We start from the raw sequence: 20,792 nt of genomic DNA, 5'->3' as shown, positions 1-20,792 counted from the left end.
ACGTGAGTATGGATACCGCCAACAACAATCAGGCTACCGACCTGGGTAAGGTCATCGACATCAGCCGGATCATCCAGATGATCCCGCACCGCTATCCTTTCCTGATGGTGGATCGGGTGGTGCAGGTGGTGGCCAATGAAAGTGCCGTAGGCATCAAGAACGTCACCATCAACGAGCCGTTCTTTCAGGGCCACTTCCCGTCGCGCCCGGTGTTCCCCGGCGTTCTGATCATCGAATCCATGGCCCAGACCGCCGCCGTGCTGGTGGTGGAAACCCTGGGCGAATCTGCCGAGGGCAAGCTGGTCTACTTCATGAGCGTCGAGAACGCCCGCTTCAGGAAGCCGGTCGGCCCCGGCGACCAGTTGATGATCCACGTCTTCAAGGAACGCTCGCGCGGCAACGTCTGGAAGTTCCGGGGCGAAGCCAAGGTTGACGGTGTCCTTGTCGCCGAAGCCACCTATGCCGCCATGATTCTGGACGAAAAATGACCAATATTCATCCTTCGGCCGTTATCGATCCCAAGGCGGAGATTGCCTCCTCGGCAATCATCGGCCCCTTTTGCGTGGTTGGCCCCGACGTCAAACTGGGCGAATCCGTGGAATTGGTGTCCCATGTGGCGGTGGCCGGGCGCACCACCATTGGCGCGGGCTCGCGCATCTTCCCCTTCGCCTCCATCGGCCATCGCCCCCAGGATCTTAAATACAAGGGCGAGCCCTCGACCCTGGAGATCGGCGCCAATAACCAGATCCGCGAGCACGTCACCATGAATCCCGGCACCGAGGGTGGCGGCATGGTGACCAAGGTGGGCGACAACTGTCTGTTCATGGCCAGTGCCCATGTGGCGCATGACTGTATTCTGGGCGACAATGTCATCATGGCCAACAACGCCACTCTGGCCGGTCATGTCATCGTCGGCGAATACGCCTTTCTGGGCGGGCTGTCGGCGGTGCACCAGTTCGTGCGCATCGGCCGCCACGCCATGATCGGCGGCATGTCGGGCGTCGAGGCCGACGTGATCCCCTTCGGCATGGTGATCGGCAATCGGGCCTATCTCAACGGGTTGAACATCGTTGGACTGAAGCGCCGAGGCTTTTCGCGCGATGACATCCACACGCTGCGCAATGCCTATCGCCTGATGTTCGCCCCGGAAGGCACCCTGGCCGAGCGTCTTTCGGACGTGGAGGAACAGTTCAAGGACCATCCGGTGGTAATGGAGATCGTGGCCTTCATCCGCTCGGATTCGTCGCGTTCCCTCAGCACGCCGAATGGCTCCTAAGCTCGGCATCATCGCAGGAGGCGGCGACCTGCCTGGATTGGTCGCCGCCGCTTGCCGTGCCCAGGGGCGCCCCTTTCATTTTCTCGCTCTTTCGGGACATGCCGATCCCCAGGTCATCGGTCAAGAGGCTGCCCAGGACTGGATTCGCCTGGGCGAGGCCGGAACTGGATTCGAGCGTCTGCGCCAGGCCGGGGTCGCCGAGGTGGTGATGATCGGCCCGGTGCGCCGTCCGACCCTCATGGAACTGGCGCCCGATTTCCGCACCGCCCGCTTTTTCGCCCGTGTCGGGCTCAAAGCGCTTGGCGATGACGGATTGCTGCGTGCCGTCGCCGCCGAGTTGGAAAGCGAAGGGTTCAAGGTTGTCGGCGTCGACGATGTCTTGTCCGACTGCCTCGCCACTCCTGGTCCTTACGGTTCAAGGACCCCTGACGAGCAGGCGCAAGCCGACATCACGCGCGGCATCGCAGTGGCGCGGGGCTTGGGGGCCCTAGATGTGGGGCAGGCCGTCGTGGTGCAGCAGGGCATCGTGCTGGGCGTCGAAGCCATCGAAGGCACCGACAATTTGATCCGCCGCTGTGGCCCCCTGGCCCGCGAAGGGGAGGGCGGCGTTCTGGTCAAACTGAAGAAGCCGGGCCAGGATCGCCGCATCGATCTGCCCACCATCGGCCTTACCACCTTGCGCGAAGCGGCAAGCGCCGGTCTGCGCGGCATCGCGGTGGAGGCGGGTGGCGCCTTGGTCTTGGGCGGCAAGACGCTGGGAGAAGAAGCCGACCGGCTGGGCCTGTTCGTCACCGGCATCGAGTTTCCTCCATGCTGATCTATCTTATCGCCGGAGAACCCTCGGGGGATCTGCTGGGTGGACGGTTGATGGCGGCTTTGAAGGAGCGCCTGGGAGACGGCGTCACTTTTGCCGGAATCGGCGGCGAAGGCATGCAGGCCGAGGGGCTGACCTCCCTGGTTCCCATGACCGAATTGTCGGTGATGGGGCTGGTGGAGGTGCTGCCCCGTATCCCCAAGATCCTGCGCCGGGTCAAGCAGACCATTTCCGATATCGAAACGAAGCGCCCGGATGCGTTGATTTCCATCGATTCCTGGGGCTTCAACGGACGCATTCATGCGGGCCTGAAGAAACGAGGTTCGGCGGTTCCACGCATCCATTACGTGGCGCCCATGGTCTGGGCCTGGAAGTCGGGACGGACCAAGACCCTGGCGAAGGTACTGGATCTGCTGCTGACCTTGTTGCCCAACGAACCGGCTTGGTTCGAGAAAGAGGGGCTTCGGACCCTGCATGTGGGGCATCCGGTGATCGAGGGGGCGGCGGCCAGAGGCGATGGCGCAGCCTTCCGCGCCCGGCATGCCATTCACCCCGACCGCAAACTCCTCTGCGTCCTGCCCGGCAGCCGGCATTCCGAGACGGCCAAGCTTCTAGAGCCGTTCGGGCAGACCATGGCGCTGCTGGCCAAACGCTTTCCCGATCTGGCGGTGGTGGTGCCCACCGTCGAGACTGTGGCCGATGAGGTCACGCAGGCGGTAAAATCCTGGCCGCTGCCTACACTGGTGGTGCGCGGGGCGGAGAAATACGACGCCTTTGCCGCCTGTGACGCCGCCTTGGCGGCTTCGGGCACCGTCACCCTGGAACTGGCCATGGCGCGGCTGCCCGCCGTGGTCACCTACAAGGTGTCGCCTGTCTCGGCCTTCATCGCCACCCGTTTCCTGGGGCTCAGCCTCAAATTCGTCACCCTCGTCAACATCCTGGTTGACGAGGTGGTGATGCCTGAACTGCTGCAAGATGATTGTCAGCCGGATAAACTGGCGGCGGCGGTGGAACATCTGTTGACCGACGAAGCGGCCCGCGCGCTGCAGGCGGCAGGCGCCCGCCGGGCCTTGGAAAAGCTAGGCCTGGGCGGCGAGAGTCCGGGAAAGCGGGCCGCCGATGCGGTGATCGACTTTATCAGGCAACGCAAGACCAAGTCTTGACGAGGATAACTCGTCGAGGCTTGGCTAGGCCCAAGGGGCCGCGCAGCTTATGCTGCGGAAGCCAAGGGCCACGGAGGTGGCTCGCCCGGCGCGTGAAGGCGCCAAGCAAATAAGGACCAGAACTATGGCTGACTGGCGCTTTCTCCACACCATGATCCGGGTGGGCAATCTGGACCGCTCCATCGACTTTTACACCCGCTTGCTGGGTATGAAGCTGCTGCGCCGCACCGATTACCCGGAAGGACGCTTCACCCTGGCCTTCGTCGGCTATGGCGAGGAGGCGTCCAGCACGGTGGTGGAACTGACCTTCAACTGGGACACCGAATCCTACGATCTGGGCGGCGGCTTCGGCCATCTGGCCCTTGGCGTTCCCGACATCTACAAGGCCTGCGCCGATCTGGCGGCGGCAGGGGCCAAGATCACCCGCGCCCCAGGCCCCATGAAGCACGGCTCGACCATCATCGCCTTCGTGGAAGACCCTGACGGCTATAAGATCGAGTTGATCCAGGCGAAATGATCGCTGCGCGAGCGGGCCACCGGCCCGCACCCGTTCGGGGCAAGGCCCCAAACCCCATTTCATTTATGAATCAAAGGGAGGTCTGGAGGCATCGCCTCCAGCCGGGGGATCGGGGCGGGAGCCCCGCAATGAACTATTCCCGAAGCGAATTGATCCAGGGTGTGAGCGCGTTGCGCGCCCGTTCGGCATAGAGCTTCTTGCGATCGCGGCCCTTGACGCGGCGGCCCTTTTCGTCGCGCTCAGGCGGCGGGGGGAAGAGGCCGAAATTGATGTTCATGGGCTGATAGGTCTCGGCCTCGGCATCGCCGGTGACATGGTTGAGCAGGGCGCCCAAGGCCGTGGTTGCGGGCGGGCGCAGCATCTCGCGGCCCAGAGCCTCGGCGGCGGCGAACAGACCGGCCAGCAGGCCGATGGCCGAGCTTTCCACATAGCCTTCACAGCCGGTGATCTGGCCCGCCAAGCGCAGCCGGGGCTGGGCCTTGAGCCGCAAGCTGCGGTCGAGGACGCGGGGGCCGTTGACGAAGGTGTTGCGGTGCAGCCCGCCCAGACGGGCGAACTCGGCGTTTTCCAAGCCGGGAATGGCGCGGAAAATGCGCGACTGCTCGCCATGGCGCAGCTTGGTCTGAAAGCCCACCAGATTGTAGAGCGTGCCCAGCGCGTTATCCTGGCGCAACTGCACCACGGCAAAGGGCTTGGGGCCATTGGGATTGGTCAGGCCCACCGGCTTCATGGGGCCGTAGGCCAGGGTGTCACGACCGCGCTCGGCCATCACCTCGATGGGCAGGCAACCCTCGAAATAGGGGGTGTCCTTTTCCCATTCATGGAACGCCACCTTCTCGCCGGTAATCAGCGCCTCGATGAAGGCGTAGTACTGGTCCTTGTCCAAGGGGCAGTTGATGTAGTCCGAGCCCGTGCCCTTGTCATAGCGCGACTGGAACCAAGCCTTGGTGAAGTCGATGCTGTCCTTGGTGACGATGGGGGCGATGGCGTCGAAGAAGGCCAGGGAGGCCTCGCCCGTCAGCTCACGCAGCCCCTCGGCCATGGCGGGCGAGGTCAGCGGGCCGGTGGCGATGACCACCTGTTCCCAATCCTCAGGGGGAAGACCGGCCACTTCTTCGCGCACGATGGTGATGCGCGGATGGGAGGACAGGGCCGCCTGAACACCTTGGGAAAAGCCGTCGCGGTCCACCGCCAGGGCGCCACCGGCCGGGACCTTGTGGGCATCGGCCTGGGCGAGGATGAGAGAACCGGCGCGGCGCATCTCTTCATGCAGCAGGCCGACGGCGTTGTAATCCGCATCGTCCGAGCGCAAGGAGTTGGAGCACACCAGTTCGGCCAGGCCATCGGTCTGATGAGCGGGCGTGGTGCGCACCGGGCGCATTTCGTGGAGGACGGTGGGGATATCGGCCTGGGCGAGCTGCCAGGCCGCTTCCGACCCGGCAAGCCCGCCGCCGATCACATGGACGGTGCGGGTCATGGCCCAAGGGAGATAGAGGCTTGGACGCCTCTTGTCCAGAAGTGCTTTACCTGGGATTCATCGACGCGGCCAGTTGGGCCAGCCATTGGGCGCTGGCGCCGCTGGAAACCGCGGCAATGGACGACGTGCCCGAAACCGGCTTGGTCCCGGTGCCCTCGGCGGTGATGTCCTTGTTGCCGTCGGGCAGGTCGAGGGGGCCATAGCCATAATTGGAAAAGGCCGAGGCCGAGCCTGACTTTTCGATGGAATGAGTGGCCTCGTTTTCCTTCTTGTTCAGGAGAAGATTGGACGAGGCGACGCTGAGAGAAACCATGTTCGTTCTCCGAGGAGAGAGTTCCCCGCTCTCTATGCAGCCATCGTGCCAAACGGAAACTCTAGGCTTTCCGCCAATTCTTCATGCAATAGGGCGGCAGAATCTGCCGGGGCACCATGTTACGAAGGACATTCCTTCCGGGCCGGGGATGGGGTATAAGCTTGCCCGAAGCCACCCCTTCGAGTGGGAAGAGAGACACCCATGGCCAAGACCTATTATGTTGTCGGCGGCGAATATGCCGATACTTCCTTTACCGTCATCGCGCCGGGCCACACCGAAGAGCGGTTCGGCCCCTTCGAGGAGCACGAGGCGCATATCTGCTGGCGTGCGTTGACCGGCAAGTCCGTGGACAATGCCATGATCCGCTACTTTATCCGCAGCACCGAGGATTCGGCCGCGGATCAGTGGTATGTGATGGGCGGCGAATACGCTGATACCACCTTCCAGAACGTCACCGAGGGACGCCAGTTGGAAGTGCATGGCCCTTATTCGCGCAAGGAAGCGCTGGACAAGTGGCGCGAACTGACCGGCAAGTCGGTGGATTCCTGCCTGACCCGCTATGACCTCTTCACCGGTGAGGAACTGAAGCTCCTCAAGGTGAAGGGCTGATTAGACTCTGGTCATGAACCGGAGAAAGCGGTATTTCCTTACCGGATTTTGATGAGAGGGAGGTCGTCCGTGTCCCATTACCCCAATAAGTACCACGCCTTCGTCTGCACTCAGCGCCGCCCCGACGGCCATCCCCGCGGCTGTTGCACCAGCAAGGGCGGCGGTCAGAATCTGTTCAATCAGCTGGCCATGAAGGTGAGTGAGCTGAATCTGTGGGACAAGGGCGTCAGCGTCGCCTCGTCCAGCTGCCTGGGCTTTTGCAAGGCCGGGCCGCTGATGGTCGTCTATCCCCAGGGCATCTGGTACAAGACCGAAACCACGGCCGATATCGACGAGATCGTGACCTCGCATTTCGCCAATGACACGCCGGTCGAACGCCTGATCGTCACGCCTGCCAAGGGCTGAGCGAGCCGGTTACACCGATAAAGCCCCTGGTCCTGGCGGATCAGGGGCTTTTGTTTTCCATGAGATCGGCGATTTTGCCCAAGGCGCTGGACAGCAGGCGGTGGTCGCCGGAATCGGCCAGCACCCCCAGCAGCACCAGGGCATCGTCATTGAACAGGCCAAGCGCATCCATGGCGGCGGTGAAGCCGTCGGCGGCCAGGGCGTCCACTCCGGCCCGGTAGGCGCGGCGGCGCCCGCCCTTGGATTCATGCTCCAGCAATTCGCCCAAAGCCTCTTCGGCCGGGCGTTTGCGGTGGATCTGGAAGGCCAAGGCGCGCAGCAGCCGGACCTTGTCTTCGTCGTCGATTGTGTCTTGGCGGGCCATGGGCGGCACCTTGGCCCCGCATCGGGCGCGAGTCAACGCTTGGCATGCCTCGACGGCCACATGCCGGGCATGCTAAACCGCCCGTCATGAACGATTCCAAGATCATCGACGCCCTTCTTCTGCCCTTCGAACGCGACCTTGTGCCGCTGCCCGAACGGGCTTTTCTGATGCGCGCCGAGCCCCACGATGCTCTGCGGGACGAATGGAATGCGCGCCTGATCTGCGAACAGGGCTTCAAGCCCGCCTATGATCGTCTGATCCAGGCCGGATTCGAAACAGTGGAACGCCTTGAAGGCCGCTTTGGCGCCGGTCTGGTGCTGCTGACCAAGCACAAGGCCGAAAACCGGGCCAATCTGGCGCGGGCCTGGGACCTGCTGGAGCCGGGCGGCATTCTGGTGTGCTGCGGCGCCAATGCCCTGGGCGCTGCCAGCCACGAACGCGAGGCGGAAAAGGTCTTTGGCCTGGCCGGGTCGCTGTCCAAACATCAGGCCAGGACTTTCTGGATGAAGCGCGGGGCGGGGCCTCGGCCCGCCGAATGCGCCCAATGGCTGGAGGCCGCCAGCCCAAGGCCGGTGGAGGGCTGCGCAATGGTGGCCCGCGCGGGCTGTTTCAGCTCGGAGCATGTGGACAAGGGGTCGCGCCTCTTGATGCAATGCCTGCCCGAGGGCGTGGCGGGGAGGGTGGCCGATCTGGGCGCTGGCTGGGGCTATCTTTCAGCCGAGATTCTGGCCCGTTTTCCCTCCGTGACCGGCGTTGATCTGTTCGAGGCGGAATCCCTGGCCCTGGAGGATGCGCGCACCAATCTAGGCGGCGATCCGCGTGCCGCCTTTCACTGGCTGGACGTGGGAGCGGGGCTGCCCAAATGCGATCCCTATGACTGGATCGTCAGCAATCCGCCTTTTCACGAGGGGCGCAAGGCCGACCCGGCTATCGGTCAGGGATTCATCAATTCCGCCTGGAAGGCCATCCGGCGGCGCGGCAAATTCGTGCTGGTGGCCAATCGCAGCCTGCCTTACGAAGCGGAGCTGCGCCGCCGCTTCCGTGAGGTGACCCTGCTGCGCGAGGCCGACGGCTTCAAGGTCTATTTGGCCAGCAATCGCCATGACAAATGATAATGGCCGACAAACCGCAGGCTTGGAGTTGCGGGCAAGGCCCGGCGCGCCTTATGGCGCGGAAGCCAAGGGATGCGGTACGCATCCCGCCCGGCGCATAAGGGACATAAAGATATGCGACTGATCCGCCTCATCGCCAATCTGGGCTATGGCAGCCAGCGCGACGTCAAGGCCATGATCAAGGATGGTCTGGTCACTCGCGCCGATGGTTCCGTATTGGACGACACGTCCAAGGTGGCCCATGAGGATATCCGGGTCGATGGCGAGCCCCTCGATCCGCCGCCCGGTCTGGTGCTGATGCTCAACAAGCCCGAGGGCTATACCTGTTCCACCTCGGATCCGGGCCGCGTCGTCTATGAACTGCTGCCTCCGCGTTTCATGCACCGCAATCCCATCGTGGCGCCGGTGGGACGCCTGGACCGCGACAGTTCCGGCCTGCTGCTGCTGACCGATGACGGTCCGCTGGCCCATCGCGTCACTTCGCCCAAGCGCCATGTGCCCAAGACCTACGAGGTGACCCTGGCCCGGCCGCTGACCGGGGAGGAGGGGGCGGTCTTCGCCTCCGGCACCCTGATGCTGCGCTCGGAGAATACCCCATTGGCTCCGGCCGAGTTGATGGTCACCGGCCCCCAGACGGCCCGCATCACCATCACCGAAGGGCGCTACCATCAGGTCAAGCGCATGTTCGCGGCCGTCGGTAACCATGTGGAGCGCCTGCACCGCGCCGCCATCGGCGGGCTGGACCTGGGCGATCTGCCCGAGGGGCAGTGGCGGATGCTTACGCCGGACGAGATTACCTTGGTGATCGCCCCCCAATCTCGATGATCGAGATTGGGCTAGGCCCAAAGGGCCGCGCGTCTTATGGCGCGGAAGCCAAGGGCGCTCGCGCCCGCCCGGCGCCTGAGGGCGCGTTGATCGATTTCGATCAACGCCGTGTGGCCACTGTCGTAAGACTGTCCTTGATCAGGCCGAAGAAGATGCGCGGGGCGTCCGATCCTTCAAAGCGCCAGCCCAGATGCAGGTCGCAGGCGCGGCAGGCGGCTAACCGCCAAAGATAGCCTTTGAACCAGGTAAACTGGCCGCTGGCCGCACCCAGGGCCAAGGCCCCCGGTGCCTCTTTGAAGCACAGAACCCGAAAGACGATGCCTGCGGGATTGAAGAAGACGTGCTCGAACCCGCCATTCATGGCCATTTCCCAACGCCCCCGCGTCACCGGGGCGCCACAGCGGGCGCAGAAATACGCGATGTCCTTGTCCCAGGACAGGGTATCATTCTGCTCCGCCGGGGCGTCACGGGGCATGGGTTACGGGCTTAGACTGGCGCCCAGGATGCGCTCGCTCTTGTGGACCACATGGGCGCCCTTGCCGACGATCAGCGGATCGGGGACATGCACCAGGCTCTCGTTCTTGCCGGGATAGTCCAGCGAGTTGAGGAAGTGGAGCATGCAGTTCAGCCGGGCCCGCTTCTTGTCGTCCGACTTGACGATGGTCCAAGGCGCATCGGCGGTGTCGGTGTAGAAGAACATGGCCTCCTTGGCCTCGGTATATTCCCCCCACTTGCCCAGCGACGCCTTGTCGATGGGCGACAGCTTCCACTGCTTCAGAGGATCGCGCTCCCGCGACTTGAAACGGCGCAACTGCTCGTCCTGGGTGACCGAGAACCAGTATTTGTAGAGCTTGATCCCGGAACGGACCAGCATGCGCTCCACTTCCGGGGTCTGGCGCATGAATTCAAGGTATTCGGCGGGGGTGCAAAAGCCCATCACCCGCTCGACACCGGCCCGGTTGTACCAGGAACGGTCGAAGAAGACCATTTCCCCCGCCGTGGGCAGGTGCTGGATATAGCGCTGGAAGAACCATTGGCCGCGCTCGATCTCGCTGGGCTTTTCCAGGGCGACCACGCGGGCGGCGCGGGGATTGAGATGCTCCATGAAGCGCTTGATGGTGCCGCCCTTGCCAGCCGCGTCGCGACCTTCGAACAGCAGCACGAATTTCTGGCCCGTGTCGCGGGCCCAAAGCTGGACCTTGAGCAATTCGGCTTGCAGCGCGGCCTTCTTGGACTCGTATTCGGCGCGGCCCATGCGGCTCTTATACGGATATTCGCCCGTCTCGAAGGCATGTCGTACCGCTTCCGGGTCGTGGCGCATTTCCGCCAGATCGTGGCGGGCCTGACCGGCGGGCGTAACGGCCTTGGCCGCGGGCGAAGACTTCTTCGCCTTAGGCGAAGCGGGCGAAACCGGCTCCGCCGTCGCTGGCACGCTTTCAGCTTTTACGTTATTCCCATCGTCGGCCATGTCCGCTCCCTTCGGATGTCATCAACCTGCAAAGAATCCTAAGCTTCTTTGGGTTGCTCTGTCCATGGATCGAATGATGGCCGACGCGGGATATCTCGACTAATCGGTGCGCTGGATCAGATGGAAGCCGAAGGGGGTTTCCACCACGCCGCTGACCTCGCCCGATTTGAGCGCGAAGGCGGCCACTTCGAATTCCGGCACCATGGCGCCCTTGGGGAACTCGCCCAGATCGCCGCCGTCCTCGCCCGAGGGGCAATCGGAATACTGACGCGCCATCTGGCCGAAATCGGCCCCCTGGTTGAGTTCTTCCTTGATGTTGTTGATCTCGGTCAGGGCCTCGTCCTTGGAACGGGTGGCCTGGGAGCGCATGGACCCCTTGTACATCAGGAGGATGTGGGAGGCGCGGACGGTGGACGACATGGAACTCTCCAAAAGTGTGAAGGGGAACAATACCCTTACCGACGCGGCTTCGCCAGTTCATGGATAAGGATGGCGGCGGTGGCGGCCACGTTCAGCGACTGAACCCTGCCCGAGCCGGGCAGGGTGACGATGTCGTCGCAGGCCGCCAGGGTGGCGGGCGGCAACCCATCTTCCTCATTGCCGAGGAGCAGGGCGATAGGCTTGCCCGGACGGTTCAGCACCTCGGCCACCGGCTTACCCGAACCGAGTGCCGTTCCGACAATCCTATGGGAATCCCTCAGCCGTTTCAGGGACGCAACGAATTTCTGGGCGCGGATCACCTCGACCCATTCCAGGCCGCCCTCGGAAACCCGCAGCGAAGCCTCGGAGGGAGCAGCCTGTCCCGGATGGTCGGAGATCAACAGGCGTTCAAGGCCGAAAAAGGCCATGGTCCGCGCGATGGCGCCCAGATTATGGGGATTGCCCACACCATCCAGAACCAACAACGGCTTGCCTTCCTTGGCCCAGAGATGGGCATCGGCGGGATCGAAGACGCGGATGGGCTTGGGCCGGGTCACCGCCAGGATGCCGCCATGGAGTGGTGAGCCCAGGATCTTGGTCAGCTCCTCGGTGGGCGCCATGCGGTAGGGCTTGTGGGCCGCCGCCATGGCCTTGCACATCTCGTTGGCCGCCTCCTTCATGCGCTCGTCGTAGAACAATCGCTCGATGCGGGCCGGATCGTGGGCGAACAGCGCTTTGACCGCCGGAAGGCCCGCCACCTTATCGCTGTCGGGGCGGATGGGGCTGGTTTCGGGGCGTTTTGGCGGCTGCTTCTTGTGCGGAAACGGCGCTCGTGCCATTGCTGGGGCCTCTCAGGCAAAGGTGGAAGGGGTGTTGTGACTCGGCTGATCGTCTTCAACAAGCCCTATGACGTGCTGACCCAATTCACCGACCGTGAAGGCGGGCGGGCGACGCTGAAGGATTTCATCAACGTGCCGGGTGTATATGCCGCCGGACGGCTGGACCGTGACTCGGAAGGGCTTCTGGTTCTGACCGATTCCGGGCCTCTGGCGGCGCGTATAAGTGACCCCAAACATAAGCTGGCCAAGACCTATTGGGCCCAGGTGGAGGGGATCCCGTCCGAGGACGATCTGGACAAGCTGCGCCGTGGGGTGGTCCTGAAGGACGGCCCCACCTTGCCCGCGGGGGTGCGGACCATGCCGGAGCCCGATAACCTATGGCCGCGCGACCCGCCCATCCGCTACCGCGCAGCCATTCCCACCTCCTGGATCGAACTGACCATCAGAGAAGGCCGCAACCGTCAGGTCCGCCGCATGACAGCCGCCATGGGCTTTCCCACCCTGCGCCTCATCCGATGGGCGGTGGGGGAGTGGACCTTGGCGGGACTAGCCCCCGGCGAGTGGCGGGACGAGCCCGTACGTGCCTTGAAAAAGCCCTGATTGCGTCCCGATTGCCGCCATGATTGGGGGGCATTGTCCGTCTCGAAGGCAAGCGGCCTTCCCGATCAAGAACGAACCCCATCATGAAGAGCACCAAGCAGACCGCCGAGACCCAGACCGACACCGCCCAAAAGCCGGTGGTCAAGGTGGAGGATGCCGAGGCCCTGCGCCGTCGGCGGGCTCAGATTGCCGCGTATATCTAGGAAAGAGTGACCGGAGGGCCGGTCGCACCTGAGGACACGGCCCAATCCGTGACCAGGGGCGACCCGGCAACCGGCAAAGATCCGGCATAAGACACCGCCTCGGCAACACCAGCCGCCGGGGCGGTGTTTGCAATTCCGGTCATGCCCAGATCAGGCGCATCGGTCTGCGTCTTCACGCTTTCAGGTGAAACAGGCGCCGTGGACGAGGTCTTGGCGGGAGCGGCAGGCTCCCAGGTGATCTCGACGCGGCGCGCGCCCTGGTCCTTCTGACCCTTTTTTCCACCCTTGACGATGCCTTGGCCCGTCACTTCGATACGGGCGGTGATGCCAAGCTTGCGCAGCTGCTCGGCAACTGCCTGGGCCCGCTTCTCGGACAAGACCTGATTGTAGGCGGCCTTGCCCGAGGAATCGGTGAAGCCCTGGATGCGGATCAAGCCAGGCTCGGCCGCCTTAAGAGCGGGAGCCAGACCCCACAACACCTGCATGGTCGAGCCGGTGATGTCGGCCTTGGCGTGATTGAAGTGGACCACCACCGGCGAAGGCGGCAGAGCCACATCGTCCCTCACCACGAGGGCAGGGGGCGGAGGGGGCACGGCCACCATCGGGGTCGAGGCGGTGGGCGGCGCCATGGGTTCCATCTCGGCACAGGCCGACACCGCCACAAGGGCGGAGAGCGCGGCGATGACGTGAAGGAACTTCATGGTGACGACTCTTCTTGCGATCCAGATGATCAATGTTGCAAGAAAAGAATCGGCTGTCCAGAGGTTTCGAAGTAATGGACTTGGGCGAGTCCAGTTAAGAAAACGTTACCATGGTGAACTGAATCGATAAACCGTCGTTTTTCTTAAAGCATCGTCTTTACGACGGAGGATTCAGAAGACGTGAAAAATCAGCCGTAGGCAATGGGTTAGCGAGTCTTTCTCGATTTCCGCCCCAGAATGGGTGCGAGGTAATGACCCGTGTAACTTTCCCGGCAGGCCGCCACGTCTTCGGGAGTCCCCGCCACCACGATGCGACCACCTCCATCGCCACCTTCGGGTCCCAGATCGACGATCCAGTCGGCGGTCTTGATGACTTCCAGATTGTGTTCGATGACCAGCACGGTGTTGCCCGCCTCCACCAGGGCCTGAATGACTTCAAGCAGCTTGCGCACGTCTTCGAAATGAAGCCCGGTGGTGGGTTCGTCCAGGATGTACAAGGTGCGGCCGGTGGAACGCCGCGACAGTTCCTTGGCCAGCTTGACCCGCTGGGCCTCGCCGCCCGACAGAGTGGTGGCCTGCTGGCCCAGATGGATGTAGTCCAACCCCACCCGTTGCAGGGTGACCATCTTGTCGCGGATGGCGGGAACCGCCTTGAAGAAGTCGGCGGCCTCCTCGACGGTCATATCCAGAACATCGGCTATGCTCTTGCCGCGAAAGGTAATTTCCAGGGTTTCGCGGTTATAGCGCTTGCCCTTGCACACGTCGCACTGCACATAGACGTCGGGCAGGAAGTGCATCTCGATCTTGATGACGCCGTCGCCCTGACAGGCCTCGCAGCGCCCACCCTTGACGTTGAAGGAGAAACGGCCGGGCTTGTAGCCGCGCACCTTGGATTCCGGCAATTCAGTGAACCAGTCGCGGATGGGCGAGAAGGCGCCGGTATAGGTGGCCGGGTTGGAGCGCGGCGTACGGCCGATGGGGCTTTGGTCGATATCGATGATCTTGTCCAGATGCTCGATGCCGTCGATGCGATCGAAGGGCGAGGGCTGCTCGCGAGCGCCCATCAGACGCCGGGCCAGGGCCTTGTACAGGGTCTCGATCACCAGGGTGGACTTGCCACCGCCCGACACCCCGGTGACGCAAGTGAGCGTGCCTAAGGGAATGTGGGCATCCACCGCCTTGAGATTGTTGCCGCGCGCTCCGATCAACGACAGGCGCTTGCCGCTGCCAGGGCGGCGGAGCGCGGGCAGGGGGATATGGTCCTGGCCGGTGAGATAGCGCCCGGTCATGCTCTTAGGATCGGCCATCACCTGCTCGGGCGTGCCCTCGGACACCACCTCGCCGCCGTGGATACCGGCGCCTGGGCCCATATCCACCAGATAATCGGCGCTGCGGATGGCGTCCTCGTCGTGTTCCACCACGATCACCGTATTGCCGATGTCGCGCAAGCGCTTCAGCGTCGCCAGCAAACGGTCGTTATCGCGCTGATGCAGGCCGATGGAGGGTTCGTCCAGCACATAGAGCACGCCGGTCAGCCCCGAGCCGATCTGGCTGGCCAGACGGATGCGCTGGCTTTCACCGCCCGATAGCGAACCGGAACCCCGGCCGAGCGTCAGGTATTCCAGCCCCACATCCACCAGAAAGCCCAGGCGGTCATTGATCTCGCGCAGGATGCGCCGGGCGATCTCCTGATCCTTGGGACGCAGATGGTTGTGCAGATCGGCGAACCAGTCCCTGGCCGCCATGATGGAGAATTCGGTGGATTGGGAGATGTGCAGACCGCAGACCTTGACCGCCAGGGCCTCGGGCTTGAGCCTTGCCCCACCACAGACCTCGCAGGGAGCCGTGCCCTGAAAGCGGGCCAGATCCTCGCGCACGTAAGACGAATCCGTCTCGCGGTAGCGACGCGCCATGTTGGGAATGACGCCTTCGAACGATTTCTCGGTGTGATAGCCCCTGAACCCATCCTCATAGGCGATGCGGATTTCCTCATTGCCTGAACCGTGGAGAATCACCTCGCGCACCCGCTCGGGCAGCTTTTCCCAGGGGGTTTCCAGGCTGAAGCGGTAATGCTCGGCCAAGCCCTGAAGCGTCTGGAGATAGTATTGCGAGGTGGACCCGGCCCAGGGGGCCAGGGCGCCATCACGCAAGGAAATCCCAGGGTTTGGAACGACCAGTTCGGGGTCGAAATAAAGCTTCACGCCCAATCCATCACAGGACGGGCAAGCGCCGAACGGGTTGTTGAAGGAGAACAGGCGCGGCTCGATCTCCTCGATGGTGAAGCCCGAGACGGGGCAGGCGAATTTGGCGGAAAACACCGTGCGCTCGCCCGTTTCGGCATTCTCGGCGATGCACAACCCGTCAGCCAGGCTCAGCGCCGTCTCGATGGAATCCGCCAGACGGTTGCCGAGGCCCGGCTTCACCACCAGGCGATCCACCACCACCTCGATATCGTGTTTCTTTTTCTTATCCAGGGTGGGGACGTCGTCGATCTCGTAGAGCGTGCCGTCCACCTTGACCCGCTGGAAGCCCTTCTTCTGCAGTTCCAGCAGATCCTTGCGGTACTCGCCCTTGCGGCCGCGCACGAAGGGGGCCAGCAGATAAAGGCGCGTTCCCTCGTCCATGCATTCGACCCGATCGACCATCTGGCTGACCGTCTGGCTCTCGATGGGCAGGCCGGTGGCGGGCGAGTGGGGCACGCCGACGCGGGCCCAGAGCAGACGCATATAGTCGTAGATCTCGGTGACCGTGCCCACGGTGGAGCGCGGATTCTTGGACGTGGTCTTCTGTTCGATGGAAATGGCGGGGCTCAGGCCTTCGATGCTTTCCACATCGGGCTTTTGCATCAGTTCCAGGAACTGGCGCGCATAGGCCGACAGGGATTCCACATAGCGGCGCTGTCCCTCGGCATAGATGGTGTCGAAGGCCAGCGACGACTTGCCCGAACCCGACAGGCCGGTGATCACCACCAGTTTGTCGCGGGGCAGGTCCACATCGATGTTCTTGAGGTTATGCTCGCGGGCGCCACGCACCCGGATGAAACCGCTCATATCACGCCAATCCGCATCCAGAAAATCAGGGCGGGGATGTTAGAGCGATTCTCGGAAAGGATAAAGGGTTACCCCCGCACACCATCCCTGCGTTTTAACCTGTCAGCCCTTCGCTGGCCGGTTCGGCGCGAACCACAACGCGGGCGATGCCGCGCACCGCGTCGCGCAGGCGGTGTTCCAGCCGCGCGGTGGCGTGATGAACCTCGCCGATAGGGGCGTCATCGGGGAATAGGCAGTGAAGAGAGACGTAAAGCCCATCCTCGCGCTCCTGCGCTTCGATCTGATGGACTTGATCCACCAACCCCTTGGATGCCGTAGCCAAGGCATCGCGCACTTCGGCCAGACGGTTGCCCGCCGGGGCGGCGCCGGAGAAATTGCTCGCCCGGCGCGGATCGATATGGGTGTCGATGGTGACGTCGTCGCCCAGTTCGGCGGCCAGGGCCTGTTCCAGCTCGGTGGCGACCGCGTGGGCGGCAGCAATGGTCAGGGTCTCGTCCACCTCGATGTCAAAGCTGAGATGAGGCCGGTCGTTAAGGGTGGCGACGCCCACATGGTGGACGGAAAGGCCACGGGCGGCGGCCAGAACCCTGACGGTCTCGGCCAGACTTTCATCGTCCAGGGCCAAGGGCTCGGCGATGACAACGGCCTGGACCTCGGGCAATTCGGCGCGCAGGCGGTCGAGGACGGCGCGGCGCAAGGATTCCACCTGCTCGAGATGCAGGGTGCGGCTGACCTTCACCACCACTTCGGCGAAGACGGCGGGACCGGCTGGGCGGGCGCGGACCCGTTCGACACGGGCGATGCCGGGAAGCTGGGCCGCCATCTTCTCGATATGCTCGGCGATACCCTGGGGCGCCGCATCCACCAGGACGTCGATGGTCCGCGTGCCCAGGCGCCAGCCAGCCAGCAACACGAAGCCCGCCACGCCCAAAGCCGCCACGGCGTCGCCCTTGGGCCAGCCCAGCCAGACCAGGCCTAGGCCGATCAGAACGGCGGTGGAGCTGAGAATGTCTGAGGAAAAGTGGAGCGCATCGGCTTCCAGGGCCTGGCTGCCGGTTTCCTTGGCCACCTTCAGCAGGGCCCGCGAACGGCCGATATCGATGATGATGGACACCACGATCACCGCCACGGCCCACCATGTGGTTTCCACCTCGGGCGGAGTCGATTCCAGCAGCCGGGAGACCGCTTCCTTGATGATCCAGGCGGCGGTGACGAAGAGCAGGCCGGTCTCGATCAGGGCCGAGACGCTTTCCACCTTGCCATGGCCATAGGGGTGGCGCTCGTCGGCGGGCTGGTCACCAATGCGCACCGCGAACCAAGTCAGAAGCGCCGCGCCCATGTCCAGCAGGGAATGGGCGGCTTCCGACAGAATGCCCAGGCTGCCGGTCATCAGCCCCACCACCAGCTTCATCACCGTCATGGCGGCGCTGGCGAGGACAGAGGAGATGGCGACGCTTTCCTTGGCATTGGTGGACATGGTGGCCCTTGATGTGTTGGCTGCTGATGAGAGAGGTAACGCAGGCCGGAAGATGAGAAAAGGAAAAAACGCTATGAATTTCAATTTGTTGTGAGGCTTTGTCTGACTTTCATTCTCAATGCGGCATGAAGTCCTTGATCAGCGGCCGGACTGGCCTTATGGTCCCCGCGTCATTGGGGAGTAGCCGCCTTCGGGTTTTAGAAGGGGGCGCGTCAACAAACTTGGGCCTTGTGGTCCATGGCGCGTCCGGCCCAGCAGCTTGGCGAGACCTTTGGCTTCGGAATCCTAGCGTCCAGGGGTTGGGCGGGACTCCGGGCCATTGGTCATGTGTTGCCCGACCCCCTGATGGTGCTTTTCATGGAAGCTTTACTGGTATCCCTTGCCGTGGTCACCGCCGCCGAGATCGGCGACAAGACCCAGCTTCTCGCCCTTCTGCTTGCCGCCAAGTTCAGGAAACCCTGGGCCGTGGTTGCCGGTATTTTCGTGGCAACCATCGCCAATCACGGGCTTGCCGCCTGGGCGGGCGTCGAAGTGGCGCGTTGGATCGGGCCTGAGACCATGCGCTGGATCGTGGGCGTCTCCTTCATCGCCATGGCCGCCTGGACTTTGGTTCCCGACAAGATGGACGAGGACGACACCCCTAAGACCTGGGAGAAGGCGGGCGCCTTTGTTGCCACCGCCATCTCGTTCTTCCTGGTGGAGATCGGCGACAAGACCCAGATTGCCACGGTGGCCTTGGGGGCGCGCTTCGGTGATCTGCTTCTGGTTACGGCAGGCACCACGCTAGGCATGCTGATCGCCGATGTTCCCGCCGTCTTTGTCGGCAATGCCATGGCCGAGAAATTGCCTCTGAAGCTGGTGCGCATGGTGGCAGCCGCTCTGTTCGCCCTCCTGGGTGTTCTGGCGCTTTCCGGTGTGGGCAAAGAGGTTTTGGGGTAGGGAATATGAGAACTGGAACCACGAAGGCGCGAAGGCACGAAGAATAGAGGAGGGATATCTTCTTCGTGTTCCTTCGGGCCTCTGCGCCTTCGTGGTTCACCCCGACCGTAACGTCCTCACTGCCGCGTCCCGCTCGAACAGATAGAGCAGGACGCGCAAGGCCTCGCCTCGGGGGGAGGCTAGCTCCGGATCTCGTTCCAGAATCAGGCGGGCATCGTCGCGGGCGGCGGCCAGCAATTCGCCGTGGATGGCCAGATCGGCCAGGCGGAATTCGGGCAGGCCGCTTTGCCGTGTGCCCAGCATTTCGCCGCCGCCTCGAAGGCGGAGATCCTCCTCGGCGATCCTGAATCCGTCCTCGGTGGCGCGCATGATCTCCAGCCTTGCCTTGGCGATTTCGCCCAGGGGATGGCCATAGAGCAGCAGGCAGCGGGATTCCCGGCTGCCCCGTCCCACCCGGCCGCGCAACTGGTGCAACTGGGCAAGGCCAAAACGCTCGGCGTGTTCGATGACCATGATATTGGCCTCGGGCACATCGACGCCCACCTCGATCACCGTGGTGGCGACCAGGATATCCAGGTTTCCGGCGGCGAATTCAGCCATTACCTTGTCCTTGGCGGTGGGCTTCATGCGGCCATGGACGAGGCCGACCCGATCCCCAAACATCTGGGAAAGATGGCGGTGACGCTCCTCGGCGGCCGCCAGGTCGGAGGTCTCGGATTCCTCAACCAGGGGGCAGACCCAATAGACGCGGGCGCCGCTTTCCAGGGCGCGGCCCACCCCGGCCACCATTTCGTCCAACCGGGCCAGGGGCACGACACGGGTATCGATGGGCTTCCTGCCCGGCGGCTTCTCGTCCAGGCGGGACGCATCCATGTCGCCATAGGCGGTCAGCAGCAGGGTGCGGGGAATGGGTGTGGCGGTCATCACCAGCATGTCCACCGCCACGCCCTTGGCCGCCAGTTCCAGCCTCTGATGCACGCCGAAGCGGTGCTGCTCGTCGATGACGGCCAGCGCCAGATCCTTGAAGGCCACGTCCTCCTGAAACAGGGCATGGGTGCCCAGCAGGATATGGATCTCGCCCGAGGCCAGACCGGCCAGAACCGCCTCGCGGGATTTGCCCTTGTCGCGGCCGGTGAGCAGGGCGACCCGCAGGCCCGCCGCTTCGGCCAGAGGCGCGATACCGGCATAATGCTGACGGGCGAGAATTTCGGTGGGCGCCATCATGGCGGCTTGGGCCCCGGTCTCCACGGCGGTGAGCATGGCAAGCAATGCCACGATGGTCTTGCCGCTGCCCACATCGCCTTGCAGCAGGCGGAGCATGCGCATGGGCTGGGCCATATCGGCGTCGATCTCGGCCAAGGACCGGCTTTGCGCCCCCGTCAGGGTATAGGGCAGGGCGGCCAATACCTTGGCCCGCAAGGAGCCGTCGCCCACCAGGGAGCGGCCCTTGAGCTTCCTCATCTGAGCCCGCACCATGGCCAGCGCCAGTTGGTTGGCCAGCAATTCATCGAAGGCCAGGCGGCGTCGGGCGGGCGTGTCGCCAAGGGCGCTATGTTCATCGGCGGGATGGTGAACGGCGGTCAGCGCCTCATGCCAGCCGGGCCATCCCTGGCGGACCAGCCAGTGGGGCTCCTGCCATTCCGGCAATTGCGGGGCCTTTGCCACGGCCGCAGCCACGGTTTTGGCCACGGCGCGGCCCGTGAGCCCAGCGGTGAGACCATAGACCGGCTCCACGGCCATCACCTGGGCGATCTCCTCCAAGCGCACGATGTGATCGGGGTGGCTGATCTGGATCTCGTTGTTGAAATGCTCGACCACGCCGCTGACCACGCGGATTTCGCCTTCGGGTAATTGTTTCCTCAGCCAATCCTCGCGCCCGTGGAAGAACACCAGATGCAGGAACCCTGTCTCGTCGGCCATGCGCACCCGGTAGGGACGCTTAGGGCTGGACGAGGGGTAATGAGCATCCACCCGGAGCGTCAGGGTCGCGACCTTGCCATGGGGCGCTTCGGCCACCTTGGGGGCGAAACGGCGATCAACTACGCCCGCAGGTAAGTGCCACAGGAGATCCAGTACCTTTTCTCCCACCAGCCGCTGATAGAGCGGCGCAAGGCGCGGCCCGATGCCGGGCAGGCTGGTTACCGGAGCAAAGAGAGGAAACAGAACCTGAGGGCGCATGGCGGGCTGACATTCGGACGACGAGGGGCTATATCCTAGTCG

General features: G+C 63.7%; 22 protein-coding genes and 1 riboswitch. Of the genes, 11 read left to right on the top strand and 11 right to left on the bottom strand.

The features are described 5' to 3' along the window. The first annotated feature begins 8 nt into the window (after window positions 1–8). The 5 genes from fabZ to gloA all read left to right on the top strand — a co-directional run bounded on the left by fabZ (window position 9) and on the right by gloA (window position 3,770). The gene (gene fabZ / locus CCC_RS10700) at window positions 9–488 is read left to right on the top strand and encodes a 3-hydroxyacyl-ACP dehydratase FabZ (RefSeq protein ID WP_009867379.1); all 480 of its coding nucleotides are present in this window, start codon (window positions 9–11) and stop codon (window positions 486–488) included. Next, window positions 485–1,276, top strand: a complete 792-nt coding sequence (gene lpxA / locus CCC_RS10695) for an acyl-ACP--UDP-N-acetylglucosamine O-acyltransferase (RefSeq protein ID WP_009867380.1) — start codon at window positions 485–487, stop codon at window positions 1,274–1,276. Before fabZ ends, lpxA begins: the two co-directional genes overlap by 4 nt. Continuing rightward, window positions 1,266–2,093 carry an LpxI family protein gene (locus CCC_RS10690; RefSeq protein ID WP_041041225.1) on the top strand — a complete coding sequence of 276 codons (828 nt, stop codon included), beginning with the start codon at window positions 1,266–1,268 and terminating at the stop codon, window positions 2,091–2,093. Before lpxA ends, CCC_RS10690 begins: the two co-directional genes overlap by 11 nt. After that, window positions 2,087–3,253: a lipid-A-disaccharide synthase gene (gene lpxB / locus CCC_RS10685; RefSeq protein WP_009867382.1), complete on the top strand. Its 1,167-nt coding sequence runs from the start codon at window positions 2,087–2,089 to the stop codon at window positions 3,251–3,253. The genes CCC_RS10690 and lpxB overlap by 7 nt, the downstream gene beginning before the upstream one ends. A gap of 124 nt (window positions 3,254–3,377) precedes the next feature. Then, window positions 3,378–3,770, top strand: coding sequence for a lactoylglutathione lyase (gene gloA, locus CCC_RS10680; protein WP_041041223.1), 393 nt, complete (start codon window positions 3,378–3,380; stop codon window positions 3,768–3,770). A 133-nt stretch (window positions 3,771–3,903) separates the two neighbouring features. Here the strand turns inward: gloA and trmFO are convergent, their stop codons facing one another. Beyond that, a complete protein-coding gene (trmFO, locus tag CCC_RS10675) occupies window positions 3,904–5,247 on the bottom strand; it encodes a methylenetetrahydrofolate--tRNA-(uracil(54)-C(5))-methyltransferase (FADH(2)-oxidizing) TrmFO (protein ID WP_041041221.1) in 1,344 nt (447 codons plus the stop codon). Between the two features lie 46 nt (window positions 5,248–5,293). Beyond that, window positions 5,294–5,560 carry a hypothetical protein gene (locus CCC_RS10670; protein ID WP_009867667.1) on the bottom strand — a complete coding sequence of 89 codons (267 nt, stop codon included), beginning with the start codon at window positions 5,558–5,560 and terminating at the stop codon, window positions 5,294–5,296. 201 nt (window positions 5,561–5,761) lie between these two features. On the opposite strand from CCC_RS10670, the gene CCC_RS10665 reads away from it, so the two are divergent. Both CCC_RS10665 and CCC_RS10660 read left to right on the top strand, forming a co-directional pair. Beyond that, window positions 5,762–6,169, top strand: a complete 408-nt coding sequence (locus CCC_RS10665) for a DUF4170 domain-containing protein (RefSeq protein WP_041041219.1) — start codon at window positions 5,762–5,764, stop codon at window positions 6,167–6,169. Between the two features lie 69 nt (window positions 6,170–6,238). Further along, window positions 6,239–6,574, top strand: a complete 336-nt coding sequence (locus CCC_RS10660; RefSeq protein WP_009867664.1) for a (2Fe-2S) ferredoxin domain-containing protein — start codon at window positions 6,239–6,241, stop codon at window positions 6,572–6,574. Window positions 6,575–6,614: 40 nt separating this feature from the next. Here CCC_RS10660 and CCC_RS10655 read toward each other — a convergent pair whose 3' ends face one another. Then, window positions 6,615–6,938: a hypothetical protein gene (locus CCC_RS10655; RefSeq protein WP_009867663.1), complete on the bottom strand. Its 324-nt coding sequence runs from the start codon at window positions 6,936–6,938 to the stop codon at window positions 6,615–6,617. An 86-nt stretch (window positions 6,939–7,024) separates the two neighbouring features. Here CCC_RS10655 and CCC_RS10650 point away from each other — a divergent pair, with 86 nt between their 5' ends. Then, window positions 7,025–8,050 (top strand): class I SAM-dependent methyltransferase, encoded by a 1,026-nt coding sequence (locus CCC_RS10650; protein WP_009867662.1) that lies wholly within the window; start codon window positions 7,025–7,027, stop codon window positions 8,048–8,050. A gap of 114 nt (window positions 8,051–8,164) precedes the next feature. After that, entirely contained in the window at window positions 8,165–8,875 is a 711-nt protein-coding gene (locus CCC_RS10645; RefSeq protein ID WP_009867661.1) for a pseudouridine synthase, read from the top strand. 100 nt (window positions 8,876–8,975) lie between these two features. Here the strand turns inward: CCC_RS10645 and CCC_RS10640 are convergent, their stop codons facing one another. The 4 genes from CCC_RS10640 to CCC_RS10625 all read right to left on the bottom strand — a co-directional run bounded on the left by CCC_RS10640 (window position 8,976) and on the right by CCC_RS10625 (window position 11,602). Next, window positions 8,976–9,350, bottom strand: coding sequence for a cereblon family protein (locus CCC_RS10640; protein WP_009867660.1), 375 nt, complete (start codon window positions 9,348–9,350; stop codon window positions 8,976–8,978). A gap of 3 nt (window positions 9,351–9,353) precedes the next feature. Then, on the bottom strand, window positions 9,354–10,343 hold the full coding sequence (ppk2, locus tag CCC_RS10635; protein ID WP_041041217.1) for a polyphosphate kinase 2: 990 nt from the start codon (window positions 10,341–10,343) through the stop codon (window positions 9,354–9,356). A 99-nt stretch (window positions 10,344–10,442) separates the two neighbouring features. Next, window positions 10,443–10,763 carry a peptidylprolyl isomerase gene (locus tag CCC_RS10630; RefSeq protein WP_009867658.1) on the bottom strand — a complete coding sequence of 107 codons (321 nt, stop codon included), beginning with the start codon at window positions 10,761–10,763 and terminating at the stop codon, window positions 10,443–10,445. Between the two features lie 35 nt (window positions 10,764–10,798). Continuing rightward, window positions 10,799–11,602 carry a TrmH family RNA methyltransferase gene (locus CCC_RS10625; RefSeq protein WP_041041215.1) on the bottom strand — a complete coding sequence of 268 codons (804 nt, stop codon included), beginning with the start codon at window positions 11,600–11,602 and terminating at the stop codon, window positions 10,799–10,801. 36 nt (window positions 11,603–11,638) lie between these two features. On the opposite strand from CCC_RS10625, the gene CCC_RS10620 reads away from it, so the two are divergent. Further along, window positions 11,639–12,202 (top strand): rRNA large subunit pseudouridine synthase E, encoded by a 564-nt coding sequence (locus tag CCC_RS10620; RefSeq protein ID WP_009866038.1) that lies wholly within the window; start codon window positions 11,639–11,641, stop codon window positions 12,200–12,202. A gap of 199 nt (window positions 12,203–12,401) precedes the next feature. Here the strand turns inward: CCC_RS10620 and CCC_RS10615 are convergent, their stop codons facing one another. From CCC_RS10615 to CCC_RS10605, 3 genes are all read right to left on the bottom strand, one after another. Beyond that, a complete protein-coding gene (locus CCC_RS10615) occupies window positions 12,402–13,106 on the bottom strand; it encodes an OmpA family protein (protein ID WP_041041213.1) in 705 nt (234 codons plus the stop codon). Window positions 13,107–13,312: 206 nt separating this feature from the next. Then, window positions 13,313–16,156, bottom strand: coding sequence for an excinuclease ABC subunit UvrA (gene uvrA / locus CCC_RS10610; protein ID WP_009867502.1), 2,844 nt, complete (start codon window positions 16,154–16,156; stop codon window positions 13,313–13,315). A gap of 94 nt (window positions 16,157–16,250) precedes the next feature. After that, on the bottom strand, window positions 16,251–17,633 hold the full coding sequence (locus CCC_RS10605) for a cation diffusion facilitator family transporter (protein WP_009867501.1): 1,383 nt from the start codon (window positions 17,631–17,633) through the stop codon (window positions 16,251–16,253). A 163-nt stretch (window positions 17,634–17,796) separates the two neighbouring features. Further along, window positions 17,797–17,972: riboswitch (yybP-ykoY riboswitch) on the top strand. An 18-nt stretch (window positions 17,973–17,990) separates the two neighbouring features. Between CCC_RS10605 and CCC_RS10600 the strand changes: the two genes are divergently transcribed. Next, window positions 17,991–18,572: a TMEM165/GDT1 family protein gene (locus CCC_RS10600; RefSeq protein ID WP_041041452.1), complete on the top strand. Its 582-nt coding sequence runs from the start codon at window positions 17,991–17,993 to the stop codon at window positions 18,570–18,572. 96 nt (window positions 18,573–18,668) lie between these two features. On the opposite strand, the gene recG is transcribed toward CCC_RS10600, so the two are convergent. After that, window positions 18,669–20,750 carry an ATP-dependent DNA helicase RecG gene (gene recG / locus CCC_RS10595; protein WP_041041211.1) on the bottom strand — a complete coding sequence of 694 codons (2,082 nt, stop codon included), beginning with the start codon at window positions 20,748–20,750 and terminating at the stop codon, window positions 18,669–18,671. Between the last annotated feature and the right edge of the window lie 42 nt (window positions 20,751–20,792).

It is taken from the genome of Paramagnetospirillum magnetotacticum MS-1, from assembly GCF_000829825.1.
Taxonomy (GTDB): domain Bacteria; phylum Pseudomonadota; class Alphaproteobacteria; order Rhodospirillales; family Magnetospirillaceae; genus Phaeospirillum; species Phaeospirillum magnetotacticum.
Note: the sequence above shows the minus strand (reverse complement) of the source record. Positions and strands in the feature narration are given on the sequence as shown.

What these genes read in the sequence shown, in the direction of transcription:
- fabZ (WP_009867379.1), top strand. Translation starts at nt 9, where the DNA reads ATGGATACCGCCAACAACAATCAGGCTACCGACCTGGGTAAGGTCATC.
- lpxA (WP_009867380.1), top strand. Translation starts at nt 485, where the DNA reads ATGACCAATATTCATCCTTCGGCCGTTATCGATCCCAAGGCGGAGATT.
- CCC_RS10690 (WP_041041225.1), top strand. Translation starts at nt 1,266, where the DNA reads ATGGCTCCTAAGCTCGGCATCATCGCAGGAGGCGGCGACCTGCCTGGA.
- lpxB (WP_009867382.1), top strand. Translation starts at nt 2,087, where the DNA reads ATGCTGATCTATCTTATCGCCGGAGAACCCTCGGGGGATCTGCTGGGT.
- gloA (WP_041041223.1), top strand. Translation starts at nt 3,378, where the DNA reads ATGGCTGACTGGCGCTTTCTCCACACCATGATCCGGGTGGGCAATCTG.
- trmFO (WP_041041221.1), bottom strand. Translation starts at nt 5,247, where the DNA reads ATGACCCGCACCGTCCATGTGATCGGCGGCGGGCTTGCCGGGTCGGAA.
- CCC_RS10670 (WP_009867667.1), bottom strand. Translation starts at nt 5,560, where the DNA reads ATGGTTTCTCTCAGCGTCGCCTCGTCCAATCTTCTCCTGAACAAGAAG.
- CCC_RS10665 (WP_041041219.1), top strand. Translation starts at nt 5,762, where the DNA reads ATGGCCAAGACCTATTATGTTGTCGGCGGCGAATATGCCGATACTTCC.
- CCC_RS10655 (WP_009867663.1), bottom strand. Translation starts at nt 6,938, where the DNA reads ATGGCCCGCCAAGACACAATCGACGACGAAGACAAGGTCCGGCTGCTG.
- CCC_RS10650 (WP_009867662.1), top strand. Translation starts at nt 7,025, where the DNA reads ATGAACGATTCCAAGATCATCGACGCCCTTCTTCTGCCCTTCGAACGC.
- CCC_RS10645 (WP_009867661.1), top strand. Translation starts at nt 8,165, where the DNA reads ATGCGACTGATCCGCCTCATCGCCAATCTGGGCTATGGCAGCCAGCGC.
- CCC_RS10640 (WP_009867660.1), bottom strand. Translation starts at nt 9,350, where the DNA reads ATGCCCCGTGACGCCCCGGCGGAGCAGAATGATACCCTGTCCTGGGAC.
- ppk2 (WP_041041217.1), bottom strand. Translation starts at nt 10,343, where the DNA reads ATGGCCGACGATGGGAATAACGTAAAAGCTGAAAGCGTGCCAGCGACG.
- CCC_RS10630 (WP_009867658.1), bottom strand. Translation starts at nt 10,763, where the DNA reads ATGTCGTCCACCGTCCGCGCCTCCCACATCCTCCTGATGTACAAGGGG.
- CCC_RS10625 (WP_041041215.1), bottom strand. Translation starts at nt 11,602, where the DNA reads ATGGCACGAGCGCCGTTTCCGCACAAGAAGCAGCCGCCAAAACGCCCC.
- CCC_RS10615 (WP_041041213.1), bottom strand. Translation starts at nt 13,106, where the DNA reads ATGAAGTTCCTTCACGTCATCGCCGCGCTCTCCGCCCTTGTGGCGGTG.
- uvrA (WP_009867502.1), bottom strand. Translation starts at nt 16,156, where the DNA reads ATGAGCGGTTTCATCCGGGTGCGTGGCGCCCGCGAGCATAACCTCAAG.
- CCC_RS10605 (WP_009867501.1), bottom strand. Translation starts at nt 17,633, where the DNA reads ATGTCCACCAATGCCAAGGAAAGCGTCGCCATCTCCTCTGTCCTCGCC.
- CCC_RS10600 (WP_041041452.1), top strand. Translation starts at nt 17,991, where the DNA reads ATGGAAGCTTTACTGGTATCCCTTGCCGTGGTCACCGCCGCCGAGATC.
- recG (WP_041041211.1), bottom strand. Translation starts at nt 20,750, where the DNA reads ATGCGCCCTCAGGTTCTGTTTCCTCTCTTTGCTCCGGTAACCAGCCTG.